A 14,097-nucleotide genomic window follows, 5' to 3' on the forward strand; every position below is an offset into this window, starting at 1 on the left:
ACCAGCCCAATCAGCATAATCATGCCGATTTGCGAAAAGATATTCAGCGTCTGGTCAAATAGCCAAAGCGAAATTAAGGCCCCTGCTATTGCCAGCGGTACCGTAAACATGATTATGAACGGATCAATAAAACTTTCGAACTGAGCAGCAAGAATCAGGAAAATAAGACCCAGGGCCAATAAAAAAGCAAAAAGCATATTACTGGAGCTTTCCTGAAAATCTCTGGAGGAACCGGATAAAGCGGTAGAAAAAGTTTCATCCAGCAAGCCATTTGCAATTTTTTCCATTTCGGCAATACCATCCCCAATAGTTTTTCCAGGCGCTAAGCCGGCTGAAATGGTGGCCGATTTATAGCGGTTAAAGTGATAAATTGTAGGCGGGGTGGTTTCTTCCTCAAAGCTGACGATATTATCGAGTGAAATAATCTGACCAGTGGCGCTTCGTACGTACACTGTTTTTAGATCAGTTGGCTCATCCCGGTCATTCCGGGATAGTTGTCCGATAACCTGGTATTGTTTACCGTCCTTGGTAAAATAACCCAAACGCCGGTTACTTAACGCCAGTTGAAGGGTAGAGGAAACATCTTCTACGGAAATCCCTAACTGGCTCGCTTTCAGACGGTCAACATTTAACCGTAATTCAGGTTTATTGAATTTCAGGTCGGCATCCACGCTCTGCAAAACCGCGCTCCGATTGGCTTCTTCCAGGAATTTTGGTAGTACCTCCCGGATCTTTTCAAAGTTTACGTTTTGGATTACGAATTGAATGGGTTGTCCTCCGCGCCGGTTTTGCTGAATGGTTTGTTCCTGTATGGCAAAGGCTCGCCCTTCATTAAATTTTGGCAGGTTTCTGTTTACCATATCCACTATTTCCTGCTGGCTACGAACACGTTGATCCGGGTCTACCAGCGTCATCCGAAGGAAGCCTGAATTGGCGGAGCCCGTACCTGAAAAACCGGGCGATGTAACAGTGATCATTACCCGTTTTTCAGGAACAGAATCCAATACGAAATTTCCGATACGGTCGATATAAGTGTCCATATAATCGAAGGATGTTCCTTCGGGTGCGGTTATGGATAAACGAAACTGGCTCCGGTCTTCCATAGGGGCCAGTTCCGATTGCATGGTAGAACCTATGAAATAAATGGCTGCAAAACAGGCAACGATAATAATAAAAGCTACCCAGCGCACCCGCATAAACCCCGCCAAAGTGCGTCGGTAAAGGTTTTCCATTCCCTCGAAAAAAGGTTCTGTTTTACGGTAAAACCAGGATTGTTTTTGCGATTTCCTGGTGAGTTTTACGTTCAATACCGGGGTAAGCGTTAAGGATACAAAAGCAGAAATAAGCACAGCCCCGGCCACTACAATTCCAAACTCCCGAAAGAGCCGCCCAACAAATCCTTCCAGGAACAGGATCGGAAGAAATACCACTGCCAGGGTAATGGACGTGGCAATAACGGCAAAATAGATTTCCTTGGAACCCTCTTTGGCGGCCTGCCATTTATCCATGCCCTTTTCCATCTTTTTAAAGATGTTTTCGGTTACCACGATACCGTCATCCACTACAAGGCCGGTTGCCAGCACAATTGCCAATAACGTCAGTACATTAATGGTAAACCCGAACAAATACATGATAAAAAAAGCACCGATCAGGGAAACAGGTATATCAATCAAGGGACGAATAGCAATAATCCAGTCGCGGAAAAAGAAATAAATGATCAATACAACCAGTACAAATGCTATTATAAGCGTTTCTTCCACTTCCAGGATAGACCGGGTTATAAACTTGGTCTGATCCAGTGCAATATCCAGGGTTATATCCTGCGGAACATCTTTCTTAATCTGTTCAAAGCGTTTGTAAAATTCCTCGCTGATGGCTACATAGTTGGAACCCGGCTGTGGAACCAGGGCCAGGGCAATCATTGGAATGGTACTTTCTTTCAGTACCGTTTCTTCATTTTCCGGGCCCAGCACCGCTTCCCCGATATCTTTGAGTTTGATATCGGCACCATTTACGTTTTTAATAATGATATTGTTGAATTCTTCTTCGGTATTGAGCAAACCAAACGTACGTACAGATAATTCTGTAGCGTTTCCTGATATCTTACCTGAAGGAAGTTCAATATTCTGTGTTCTCAATGCTGCCTGAACATCTGCTGGCGTAAGGCCATAGGCAGAGAGCCTGGCCGGGTCAAACCAGATCCGCATGGCATAGCGTTTTTCTCCCCAGATCTGTATACCGCTGACGCCTGGTATAGTCTGCAACCGTTCCAGCAGATTATTGGTGGCATATTCTGTTACCTGCAACTGGTTGCGGGTATTACTTTGCACGGTCATTGAAATAATTACATCTGAACTGGCATCTGCTTTCGATACCACCGGTGGGGCATCCAAATCATCAGGAAGTGACCGAACAGCCTGTGAAACTTTATCCCGTACATCATTAGCAGCAGCTTCCAGGTCGATCGAAAGATCAAATTCCACCGTTATATTCGAAGTTCCCTGGCTGCTGCTGGAGGTAATATTCTTAACGCCCGCAATTCCGTTAACGGCTTTTTCTAAGGGCTCGGTGATTTGTGATTCTATAATGTCGGCATTGGCACCCGGGTAGGAGGTACGTACGTTTACGATGGGTGGGTCAATGGCGGGATAGTCACGAACTCCCAAGAACTTATAACCAATCAATCCGAAAACGATGATTACCACATTCAGTACAATGGCAAGTACCGGTCTCCGCAAACTTAGTTCGGATATATTCATAGGAGCTTAATTAAGTTTGGAAATGGCAATTTTAGCTTCGGGTTTAATGGACAATAAACCGGTGGTAACGATGGTGTCACCGGCTTTCAGGCCTGCTGTTATCTGTACATAACTGCTGTCCCGTACCCCCGTGGTTACGGTCTCAAATACAGCAATTCCACCACGGTAAACAATTACTTTTTTCGACCTTGCCTGGGGAATAACGGCCTGGGTGGGTATCATCAGCGCTTTATTGTCTGTACCGAAATCGAGCTGCACTTTGGCAAAGGCTCCGGGAATTAGTTGTGGTGCACGGCCTTGTACAACCGCCCTGATACGCAGGCTGCGGGTATCTTCCATGACGGCCTCTTCGGTAGCCAGTACTTTTGCAGGAATCGATTTTTCCTGTCCCTCAACAGTAAACCTTACTACTGTTCCGGCTTTTATGCGGCTGCTGTATTTTTCCGGAACGGTGAATTCCAGTTTCAGCTCATTTTCCTGCCTGATATTAGTAATAAGCGTAGCCGGGGTAACATAGGCACCCATACTGATGTTTCTAAGCCCAAGCCTACCTGTAAAAGGGGCCCGGATTTCCGTTTTTTCAATGGAAGTCCGGATTAATTCAATGTCTGCTTTTATATTATTTACCTGTAAAACACTTAAGTCATATTCCTGCTTACTAATACCGTCAATTTTCAGAAGTTCGGCCTGGCGGCTGGCAGTTTGTTCATATATATTCAGTTGAACCTGCAATTTTTTTAACTGGGCCTGCAGATCATCGTCATAAAGTTTAACCAGCAGGGTTCCTTTTGCAACCTGCTGACCTTCCCGGATATTGAGTTGGGTAATTCTTCCCGATACCTCGGGGCGCAATTCGGTGGCTTCGTAGGGCATCAGGCTGCCCGGAACTTCCAGCTTCTCACTTACACTGCTGGTTTTAAGTTCAAATGCTTCTACCTTGATCTCCTGTGGTGGACGGGCAGAAGTTCCTGCCTTTGGAGGGGCTATTTTTTTTTGTTTGTCTGATTTACAACCGCTGATGATGCCTATAAATAAAAAGACAGGGAGACAGTAGGAAAGCGCTCTCATGTAAGTGTTTACTGGTTTTAGTGTTGCTCAATGGTAAATTTAACAGATAAAAGCTGCCTAAAGTTTAGGCAAGGATAGAAGTCGACGAAATAGGGGCATTTCCTATTTCCTTTGGATGAGCGGTCTATAAACAGTATGACCGGAAAACACATAGTTTAAATTTTGCTCAACTTTTTACCTTTAGCAGTCTTTTTACTTGGTGGGCCTTTCGAACCAGATCGTGGCGATCTTTCCCCAAGATGGTTACATGCCCCATTTTTCTTCCGGGTTTGGTTTGATTTTTTCCGTAGAGATGTACATAAACATCTTCCATAGCCAATACGTCCTCCAGGCCTTCATACCGAACATTCCCGGAAAATCCGGTTTCTCCGATAAGATTAACCAGTGACGAAGGCAGGATGGCAGCTGTGGAACCCAGGGGGTAGTCGAGCAAAATCCGCCAGAGCATTTCATACTGTGACGTTGTATGCGCTTCAATAGTATGATGACCACTGTTATGAACCCGTGGAGCTGCTTCATTTACCAATACTTCTCCCTCCTTATCTATAAAAAGCTCCACGGCAAAAAGCCCGGGCGATTGCAAGGCTTTTACCAGTTTCAATGCAATGGCTTCTATTTTCCAGAGTATTTTATCCTCCAGGTCGGCGGGTGCAATCTGATAATCGAGCAAATTAAGCTGGGGGTCAAAAACCATTTCAACAGGCGGGTAAATAGCCATTTCTCCTTTACTGTTGATGCCTATCAAAACGGCGATTTCTTTTTCTATAGCAACTTTTTTTTCCAGTACACTGGGTGCATCAAAGGCCAGGTCCAGGTCTTCTTCTCCATGCAGCAACTGAACGCCTTTTCCATCGTATCCACCTTCTCCCAGTTTTTGGGCGGCCGGTAAAAAGGCAAAATGTTCTTTCAGCCCTTCTTTATCGGCAACCGTATGAAATTCTGCTGTAGGTATACCGTTTGCCTGGTAGAACTCTTTCTGAACGATTTTATTTTTAATGATTCGAAGAGCAGCCGGACTTGGAACTACTTTTACCCCTTCTTTTTCCAATTGTTCCAACGCATCCACGTTCACCGCTTCAATTTCAATGGTAATGGCATCAAGTTGTTTTCCAAATTGGTATACATCCTCAAAAGAGCGGATATTGCCGGTAATAAAATGATGACAAAGATGTGCAGCCGGACAGGCGGGGTCATTTTCCATTACCCAGGTTTCCACGGGGTAATTGGCCGCTTCCTGTAATAACATCCGGCCTAATTGACCACCTCCGAGTATTCCAATTTTTTTCATGTAGCAAAAATAGTGATTCCACTGCCTGTTAGATTCGGAAAAGACGGATTGTTATCCAGGTTCCGGTGGATTCCTATCTTTGTGGCATGAAGCCCGATTATCCCCATAAACTTTTTCCTGATTTCAGGCATCAATACTGCCTGTTGATGGAATCTCTTGCCATGGGTTCTGCTGCATGGAGCTGATTGTTAGCTACCGGCCATTTCACGGCCATTTTTTTGCAGTTAAATTTTAAACCAATGAGTCAGGTATTATCCCAACTCCGAGCGCATGCTGCAGCTGATTTTTTACCGCTGCAGGGCACGGATTATGTAGAATTTTATGTAGGCAACGCTAAACAAGCTGCCCATTTTTATAAAACCGCCTTCGGTTTCCAAAGTCTTGCCTATGCAGGCCCTGAAACGGGTATCAAAGACCGGGCAAGTTATGTGGTTCGTCAGAACAAATTGACCTTTGTATTTACTACACCACTACGGGCCAATAACCCGCTGGCCGACCATATCTATAAACATGGAGACGGCGTAAAAGTATTGGCTTTGCGGGTAGAGGATGCGGAAAAAGCCTGGAAAGAAACTACCGCGCGCGGGGCTGTATCCTGCCTGGAACCAGTACGCCAGCAGGACGAACAGGGCGAAGTGGTGCTGAGCGGAATTCATACCTATGGCGAAACCGTTCACTATTTTATAGAACGTAAAAACTATGCAGGCGCTTTTTTACCAGGTTATCAACCCTGGATATCCGCCTATAATCCATCAGAAACAGGACTGCAATATGTAGACCATTGCGTAGGTAATGTGGGATGGAACCAGATGCAGCGATGGGTTCGTTTTTATGAGGAAGTAATGGGATTTAAAAATATCCTCAGTTTCGATGATAAAGATATTTCTACCGAGTACTCCGCGCTGATGAGCAAAGTAATGTCAAGCGGAAATGGATTTGTGAAGTTCCCGATCAATGAACCAGCTGAGGGCAAAAAGAAAAGCCAGGTGGAAGAATACCTCGATTATTACGACGGGGAAGGATGTCAACATGTGGCGCTGGCCACCCATAATATCATTGAAACCGTTACCGCCTTGCAAAGCAGAGGAGTGGAATTTCTAAAAGTGCCCGGTTCTTATTACGAGGATTTACTGGACCGGGTAGGGCAAATCGATGAGGATCTGGCGCCTCTCAGGGAATTAGGCATCCTGGTAGACCGTGACGAAGAAGGGTATCTTCTCCAGATATTTACCAAACCGGTAGAGGATCGGCCCACGCTGTTTTTTGAAATAATTCAACGAAAAGGAGCCAGGAGTTTCGGAAAAGGAAACTTTAAAGCCTTGTTCGAAGCCATCGAAAGAGAACAGGAAAAACGAGGAAATTTATAATAAACAGCCCCGGAACAGCGTTTCCGGGGATTTTAGGGCTTTCTTATCAATACTTTGTATTATTTTAGTGCAGTTCTGTTCAGACTATGAAAAAAATCAGCATCACCCTATTCATACTCAGCTGGGTATTTGTTGGTTATTCGCAAACGGCTTATCCTACCAGTTTTGCAGAGTACCAGCGTAATTTTCCCCGACTGAATGATATCCTTCGGAAAAAAGAAGACAGTCTCCGTCGACAATTCAACGAAAAGGGATTAAGCTGGCCGGCTAAATACATTTACCTGCGTTCTTTTAAATACGATAGTCAACTGGAAGTCTGGGTCAAGAACGAAAAAAATCAACCCTTTCAATTATTCAAAACCTATAAGGTATGCGCCATGGCGGGTACACTTGGGCCAAAGCGTATGGAAGGAGATTACCAGGTTCCGGAAGGTTTCTATTACATAAATGAATTTAATCCAAGAAGCGTTTATCACCTGTCGCTTGGTCTGAACTACCCCAATGCGTCGGACCGTTTTTTGAGTGATGCTATCCAGCCCGGTGGCGATATATATATTCATGGAAGCTGTGTAACAACCGGTTGTATTCCTATCACAGATTCCCAGATTGAAGAATTATATGTACTGGCTACTTATGCCAAATCTTCGGGCCAGGATTTTATTCCCGTACATATTTATCCCGTGCGGTTTGATGTTAAAAAAAGTGCCGATTACCTTGGAAAATACGTACGTGATTTTGCTGACTATGCGCACCTGGCCAATAGCATGAAAGAAGTTTTTTACTATTTTGAAAAATATAAAAAACTACCGGTGATCATGGTCAATAACCGGGGTAGTTATGTACTGGATCAGGAAGTGAAAAATGCGCTTCCTTCTGCGGAAAAGAAGTCCTTACCGGTTCCGGTATTGAAAAAGAAGCGGCACGTGGCTGCATTTGATGAATCTGAAATACCTACTACCGTTCATAAACTACCTGAGTTTCCCGGGGGGGCAGATGCCTTTAAACAGTATTTGCGCGACTTAAATAACAAACTGAGTACCTATCTGAATGAAGAGCAGCATACGGCCTATATTTTGGTAGAATTCATTGTAAACAACAAGGGCAAGGTATTGAACCCGCGCATAATCCGGGGCGGTAATGATCTCCTGAACGAACATTTATTAGACGCGCTGGAAATTATGCCCGATTGGCTTCCGGCTGTCAGGGAAGGTAAACTTGTTCCCATGAAGCTGAAACAAACCATCGTGGTTGAAAAAACTGGGGAGAAAGGATAATAAGGGAGAGCGGATACTAAGGAGAGAAAGGATACTAAGTAACGGGCACTTTTATCCCGTCTTCAATAGCGCCTGAACGGTTTCTCTTGTTTCCTGTTTCAGAATCCATTCTTTCCCTTGGATGAGTTGATCCAGGAGCCCTGGTACATTATGCCGGATGGTTAGTAAAGAGAGGCCTTTTTCCATGCTTACTTCAAAAAATTGCGCTGCCTCAAAAGCCAGCTGTTCTAATTTTTCTGCATTTTCATCAAGTACGCAGGTAAAGCTGATGGCGCCGTTTTGGGTCATATTCGGCCGCATGGAATGTTGTGCAAAAATATGGTACAACGCCGCCACCGGTTTTTCCCCAACAAAAGAAAAGTCTTTCGATTTCAGTTGCAAAAGCACCTGAGCTTGTTTCCAGACGATAATAGGTGGCAGGTTTTTTACCGGTTCATTATGGATCAGGGTGCCCGGTAAACTGGTATCCAAAAAGCATTTAACCTGTAAGGGAATGCCTTTGTTTTGCAGCGGCTTAATTGTTTTAGGATGAATTACCTGTGCACCATAATAAGCCATTTCAATTACTTCTGTATAATTCAGGGTGGAAATAAGTTGTGCAGTCGGAAAAATTTTGGGATCAGCATTCATAACCCCGGCAACATCTTTCCAAATGGTTTGTTTTTCCGCGTTTAAGAGGTTGGCAAAAACGGCAGCGCTGTAATCGCTTCCTTCGCGCCCTAAGGTAGTGCTTTCATTCTCATCCGTGGATCCGATAAAGCCTTGTGTCAGTACGATTCCATTATCGGCTAACAAGGGTTTTACCAGTTGGTTCACCTTTGAAGCACTGAACTCCCAATCAATATTTGCATCTCTGAAATTATCATCGGTCCGGAGTATATCCCGTACGTCCAGCCATTCATTTTTTATTCCGGATTCATTCAGGAAAGCACTCACAATAGAAGTAGAAAGCAGTTCGCCAATACATACTATCTGGTCATAATAGTAGTCGTAGGACTGCACTGGCTGGTCATGCAGTAACCACTCAACTTCTGTAAAAAAATTAAGAAGTTGCTCTTCGCAGCTATGGTAGCTGGCTGTTAATAAGGCTTTTGCAGTTTGGTAATGCTCCTGCTTGATTTGATCAAAAAGTTGCAGTGCCTTCTCTTTATCCTGCCGATAAAAACTTTCCGCTACTTTTTCCAGCGCATTGGTTGTTTTTCCCATAGCTGAAATAACCACCAGGATGGATTGTCCGGCATTTTCCCTGAAGATCTGTACGAGTGATCTGATACGTTCCAGACTATTAACACTGGCACCGCCGAATTTAAATACCTGCATGAAGAATCGAAATTTTATCAAAGATAGGAGGGTTGTGTTTTACAGACACGACAATTATAAAAGACAATCATTTCCGGTTATTTTTGTTTGAACTCAAAAACGACTGCTACATGACTACTGTAAACCGCCAGGTGCTTACCCTGGATGAATTCACTATTCAGCAATTGCGTAATTTTCCGAAAGCAACCGGGCAGCTTAGTAACCTGTTGCGTGATATTGGCCTGGCTGCAAAACGTATAAACGTAGAAGTGAACAAAGCCGGGTTGGTTGACATACTCGGTAGTTATGGAAGCGTAAATGTACAGGGAGAAGAGGTGAAAAAACTGGATGTATTTGCCAATAACCAGATGATTGGCGTATTACGTCATGGAATCAGTTGTGCAGGGGTGGGGAGTGAAGAAATGGACGATATCGTGGTATTTGATGATGAGGTCAGCAACCAATCCAAGTACGTAGTTTTATACGATCCGTTGGATGGTAGCAGCAATATTGATGTAAATGTTTCCATTGGTACTATTTTTTCGGTATTTCGGAGGGTGAGTGAAGTCGGAAAACCCTGTACCATGGCAGATTTTATTCAAAAAGGTATTTACCAGGTAGCGGCTGGTTATATTATTTATGGTAGTAGTACCATGTTGGTTTATGCAACCCGAAGGGGGGTAAATGGGTTTACCCTCGATCCTTCAATTGGTGAATTTTGTTTAAGTCACCCTTCAATGAAATGTCCGGAATTCGGCCAGATTTATTCGGTTAACCACGGAAACTATTTTCAATACGAGGAAGGGGTTCGGAAATATATTACGGCCTGCCAACAGAAAAATGCATCGAACGGAGGCCCCTACACGCAACGCTATATTGGCAGTATGGTCAGCGACGTGCATCGCAACCTGATCAAAGGAGGCATATTTATGTACCCAGGTACCACCGGAAAGCCGGAAGGTAAACTTCGGCTGATGTATGAATGCAATCCATTTGCTTTTATATTGGAAGTTGCGGGCGGCAGGGCCACCGATGGTACGCAGCGGATACTGGAAATACAGCCTGGCTCCCTGCATGAACGTTCGCCTTTTTTTGCCGGCAGTAGTAGTATGATGGATGAATTAGAAGATTGTATGGCTTGAAATTTTCAATAACTTTAATCATAGGAAAAAAATCGACGCAAAATCAGTGAGCTATGATTAAAACAGGGTTTTGGTTATTGCTTTTGTTGGCATTTCTTCAGGCCGGCTGCAAAACCGGCCCCTCCAGGAAAACAGAGGCAGCTGAGCCGGTGAAGCTGGAATCAAATCTTACCGCGGCTTCTCTTGAGCAATCGATTTTAACAGAAGTGAATGAATACAGGAAACAAATGAAACTGGCTCCTCTTCGGGTAAATTCTGTAATAGCAACCGAGGCAGGTTTACATAGCCAGGCAATGGCACGTAAACAGGTGGCATTTGGCCATGGAGGATACGGAGGCAGGGTTAAAAGAATCAGCATACGGTTGGAAGGGCTGGTCGGTTCCGCTGAAAATGTAGCCGTAGGTAAAATGAGTGCGAAAGAAGTGGTTAAACGCTGGTTAAACAGTCCTACGCATCGAAAGAATATTGAAGGCCCTTATAATTTAACCGGTATAGGAGTGTCAAAAGACGCAACAGGTCGTTTTTATTATACCCAATTATTTATTCGAAAATAAGTTATGGATCCACGTTTTCCCATCGGCCAGTTTGAACCCCAGCCTTATACCGAAAAACAGTTTCAGGAATGGCTGAACGATATCCGGTATTTACCGCGTTTGCTGGAGAATGCCGTGCTGAACCTGAACGAAGAACATTTGCAGGTTCCTTACCGGGAGGGGGGCTGGACCTCGAACCAGGTGGTTCATCATGTTGCAGATAGCCATATGAATGCCCTGATCCGCTTCAAACTTGCCTTAACAGAGGAACAGCCTACCATTAAGCCTTATGATGAAGCGGCCTGGGCAAAACTTCCGGATGTGGAAGCATTGCCTGTTAATATATCCCTCACCCTACTCCATGCATTACACAGTCGCTGGTATCACCTGATAAAAGGCCTCGATGAAACAACCCTGCTGAATCGCTCAGTGATTCACCCACAACACGGAAAAATAATGTCTTGCTGGCATTTACTGGGTATGTACAGTTGGCATGGAAGGCACCATGTGGCTCATATTACCCGCTTACGAGATCGGATGGGTTGGTAAGGACCGCGGCATGGCCGGCAAATTGGGCAACTCCCTTAATTACTGTTTCTTTGTCAGATGAAATGGAAAACACTGGATTCAACCTATATAAGTGATCATGTTTACTTTACAGCCCGTCGTGATCGGTGTGAAAGAGAAGACGGAACCATCATCGATCCTTATTTTGTAGTTGAAATGCCCACCTCGGCAACCGCACTGGCTATTACTGCAGAAAACAAGATACTCCTGGTTAAGCAATACCGGCATCCGCTTGGAGAAGTTATTTTGGAGTTCCCTGGTGGATTTGTGGATCCGGGCGAAACATTTGAAGAAGGTATGCGACGCGAATTACTGGAAGAAACAGGGTATGCTTTCGGGCAGGTTGAATGGGTGGGAAAAGTAGCTGCCAATCCGGGAGTTTTAAACAATTACACGGAATTATTCCTGGCAACGGGTGGTGTAAAGGTACAACAGCAGGAGCTTGATAGGAATGAAGAAATTGAAGTACTGGAATTTACTATGGAAGAATTTTTTGAAAAAATACGTCGGCAGGAAATTGTTCAGGCCCTACATGTAAGCTGCCTGTTTTTTGCCCTGCTGAAAGCTGGTAAATTGGCATTTACCGGTTAATCTCGGCAATGACAAATACACTTCCACAAACCAGGATCAGGTCATTTTTTGCGGCTTTTGCTTTGGCAGCATCCAATGCTTTATTCACTTCCGGATAAGCGTTGCCCGCAAGGCCCGCTTCCGCAGCCCGGGCTTTTAAGTCCTCAAAAGGTAAAGCACGGGGTATCTGTGCCTGTGTAAAATAATAAGAAGCGGTAGGTGGCAGCAATGACAATACGGTGGAAATATCTTTGTCCTTCACCATTCCAATGATCAGGTGAAGGTGATGATAAGAACTCAGTTCTACTTGTTTTAACAATGCCCGGATACCATCTTCATTATGCGCCACATCCAACACAATATCGGGCGACGAATGAATCAATTCCCATCTGCCATGCAAGCCGGTTAATTGTTTTACCTGCGCTAATGCAGCACTGATATGACTAAAATGAATGCTCCAGCCAGCTTGTTGCAGTACAGAAACAGCCTGCAGTACAGTACGTATATTCTGTAGCTGGTAGTAGCCCGGTAAATCAAGTTCAAGGTGATGGGCATCCGCGGATGAAACCGGTTTAACCGTAACCAATAACCGATGATTTGTCTGTTTCCACTCAATAATTTCCTGTTCTTCTTCCGCAAAGAAAAGCGCTGATTGGTTTTTGATGGCAAAAGCTTCAAAAACCGGCCTGGTTTCAGGAATAGATTCACCGATTACCACCGGTATACCGGGTTTTATGATGCCTGCTTTTTCAGCAGCTATACTAGCCAGGTCATTCCCCAGGAGCTGCATATGGTCCCACCCTATATTGGTGATAACTGATACTTCCGGTAGAATTATATTGGTGCTGTCTAATCGTCCGCCCAAACCTGTTTCAATAACCGCAATATCTACTGCTTCCTCAGCAAACCACTGGAACGCCATGGCTACCGTTATTTCAAAAAATGAGGGATCAATAGCATCCATTAATGGAATGAAGGCCTGTGTTAATTCTATTACCCGTTGCTCGGGAATCATATGGCCATTAATACGGATCCGTTCGCGAAAGTCTTTCAGATGGGGCGAAGTATACAAACCTGTTTTATAACCTGCTTTTTGAAGGATGGCTGCCAGCATATGGCTGGTGGATCCCTTACCGTTGGTACCGGCAATATGTATGCTTTTAAACTTCGTGTGCGGATTACCGGTTGCTTTTTCGAGGGCAAGAATATTATGCAGGTCCTTTTTTATGGCACTGGCGCCCTGTTTGCTGAATAGGGGTAATCTGCTGTATAGAAAATGGATGGTTTCTGCGTAATTCATCCACGCAAAGCTAGTGCTTCCTCCGTCGTAGAAAAAACCGGGAGCTTAATTTTTCAGTCGGAAATTAAAAACGATGGTTCCCATCTGTTCTTCGCTGCCGCTGTTAAATTTTAACTGCATGGCTTTGCGCGCTGCAATGGCTTTGAGGTTGCTGTTGGAAGTGGTAGACCCCCTTGGCTGGTAAACGGCAGAAATCACTTTTCCCGCCGGGTCTATTCTTATATCAACGGCTACTTTGGCATTTTCATTGAAATCGTCTTCGAATGATGGTTGCTGCACAATACTTCTTCCAGCCAGGCCCCGGGAAATAAAAACACCCGATTTTCCTTTGCCGCCATTACCTTCATAGTTAGTGGAGTTGGGATCTCCCCCCGGCTTACCCTGGTCTCCTGATCCACCTGCAATTCCCTGGTTACCTCCTTTCTGGTAAGAATCGGCTTCATTTCCACCGGCACCTGTTCCACTTACGCCTTTAAATACCGCCTTTGGTTTTGCGGTAGCGGGGGCTGGCTTTTCTACCGGTTTGGCCGGTGTTTTAACCGCTTTCGGGGCCTCGTCTTTTTCAGGAATTTTGGTAGCATTGGGTTTTGGCTTTGCCGGTGGTTTTACCACGGGCGCATCTTCTTCGGTATCATCGGTTTCAATATCGCGTGCATTGTCGGCGGCAGCGGCAGTGGCCCTGGGCGGCGTATAATTAGCGGGTTGAGACGGAGCCGGGCTCTCAGGCGACATGGGCTGGTCATCGCCCAATCCTTCGTCGCTATTACCCAGGTTCACTTCAATTCCTTCATCAAGGGGGGGAGGAGGGGGTACAGGAAGTGTCCAGCGGATAAAAAACAATACCACCAGTAACAATACCAGCACCAATGCGGTATAACCGCCTGCTTTTATATTTTTCTGAACTTCAAATTCGTTTACCATACTATCAGC

At 44.8% G+C, this 14,097-nt stretch carries 12 protein-coding genes; 6 read left to right on the forward strand and 6 right to left on the reverse strand.

What is annotated here, in order from left to right; all coding sequences use genetic code 11:
- The 3 genes from A1D16_RS09495 to A1D16_RS09505 form a co-directional block, all read right to left on the reverse strand.
- A partial coding sequence (locus A1D16_RS09495; protein ID WP_290709122.1) for an efflux RND transporter permease subunit occupies window positions 1-2,759 on the reverse strand: 2,759 nt, incomplete at its 3' end.
- Between the two features lie 6 nt (window positions 2,760-2,765).
- A complete protein-coding gene (locus A1D16_RS09500) occupies window positions 2,766-3,827 on the reverse strand; it encodes an efflux RND transporter periplasmic adaptor subunit (protein ID WP_290709123.1) in 1,062 nt (353 codons plus the stop codon).
- A gap of 166 nt (window positions 3,828-3,993) precedes the next feature.
- A complete protein-coding gene (locus A1D16_RS09505) occupies window positions 3,994-5,115 on the reverse strand; it encodes a 5-(carboxyamino)imidazole ribonucleotide synthase (RefSeq protein WP_290709124.1) in 1,122 nt (373 codons plus the stop codon).
- A 239-nt stretch (window positions 5,116-5,354) separates the two neighbouring features.
- Here A1D16_RS09505 and hppD point away from each other — a divergent pair, with 239 nt between their 5' ends.
- Together hppD and A1D16_RS09515 are read left to right on the forward strand one after the other, a co-directional pair.
- Entirely contained in the window at window positions 5,355-6,482 is a 1,128-nt protein-coding gene (hppD, locus tag A1D16_RS09510; RefSeq protein ID WP_290709125.1) for a 4-hydroxyphenylpyruvate dioxygenase, read from the forward strand.
- An 86-nt stretch (window positions 6,483-6,568) separates the two neighbouring features.
- The gene (locus A1D16_RS09515; RefSeq protein WP_290709126.1) at window positions 6,569-7,756 is read left to right on the forward strand and encodes a L,D-transpeptidase family protein; all 1,188 of its coding nucleotides are present in this window, start codon (window positions 6,569-6,571) and stop codon (window positions 7,754-7,756) included.
- Window positions 7,757-7,807: 51 nt separating this feature from the next.
- On the opposite strand, the gene A1D16_RS09520 is transcribed toward A1D16_RS09515, so the two are convergent.
- Window positions 7,808-9,076, reverse strand: coding sequence for an aspartate kinase (locus tag A1D16_RS09520; protein WP_290709127.1), 1,269 nt, complete (start codon window positions 9,074-9,076; stop codon window positions 7,808-7,810).
- 110 nt (window positions 9,077-9,186) lie between these two features.
- On the opposite strand from A1D16_RS09520, the gene fbp reads away from it, so the two are divergent.
- Genes fbp through A1D16_RS09540 form a run of 4 tightly spaced genes read left to right on the forward strand, consistent with a single transcriptional unit; the run spans window position 9,187 to window position 11,888 of the window.
- Complete coding sequence (fbp, locus tag A1D16_RS09525; RefSeq protein WP_290709128.1) at window positions 9,187-10,197, forward strand: class 1 fructose-bisphosphatase; 1,011 nt, start codon at window positions 9,187-9,189, stop codon at window positions 10,195-10,197.
- A 53-nt stretch (window positions 10,198-10,250) separates the two neighbouring features.
- Window positions 10,251-10,751, forward strand: coding sequence for a CAP domain-containing protein (locus A1D16_RS09530; protein ID WP_290709129.1), 501 nt, complete (start codon window positions 10,251-10,253; stop codon window positions 10,749-10,751).
- 3 nt (window positions 10,752-10,754) lie between these two features.
- Window positions 10,755-11,279, forward strand: a complete 525-nt coding sequence (locus A1D16_RS09535) for a YfiT family bacillithiol transferase (RefSeq protein ID WP_290709130.1) — start codon at window positions 10,755-10,757, stop codon at window positions 11,277-11,279.
- A gap of 57 nt (window positions 11,280-11,336) precedes the next feature.
- Window positions 11,337-11,888 carry an NUDIX hydrolase gene (locus A1D16_RS09540; RefSeq protein WP_290709131.1) on the forward strand — a complete coding sequence of 184 codons (552 nt, stop codon included), beginning with the start codon at window positions 11,337-11,339 and terminating at the stop codon, window positions 11,886-11,888.
- Here the strand turns inward: A1D16_RS09540 and A1D16_RS09545 are convergent.
- On the reverse strand, window positions 11,878-13,167 hold the full coding sequence (locus A1D16_RS09545) for a folylpolyglutamate synthase/dihydrofolate synthase family protein (RefSeq protein ID WP_290709132.1): 1,290 nt from the start codon (window positions 13,165-13,167) through the stop codon (window positions 11,878-11,880). The two genes, A1D16_RS09540 and A1D16_RS09545, sit on opposite strands and share 11 nt — an antisense overlap.
- 45 nt (window positions 13,168-13,212) lie before the next feature.
- A complete protein-coding gene (locus tag A1D16_RS09550; protein WP_290709133.1) occupies window positions 13,213-14,088 on the reverse strand; it encodes a hypothetical protein in 876 nt (291 codons plus the stop codon).
- Between the last annotated feature and the right edge of the window lie 9 nt (window positions 14,089-14,097).

The organism is Flavihumibacter sp. CACIAM 22H1 (genome assembly GCF_001601815.1).
Classification (GTDB): domain Bacteria; phylum Bacteroidota; class Bacteroidia; order Chitinophagales; family Chitinophagaceae; genus Flavihumibacter.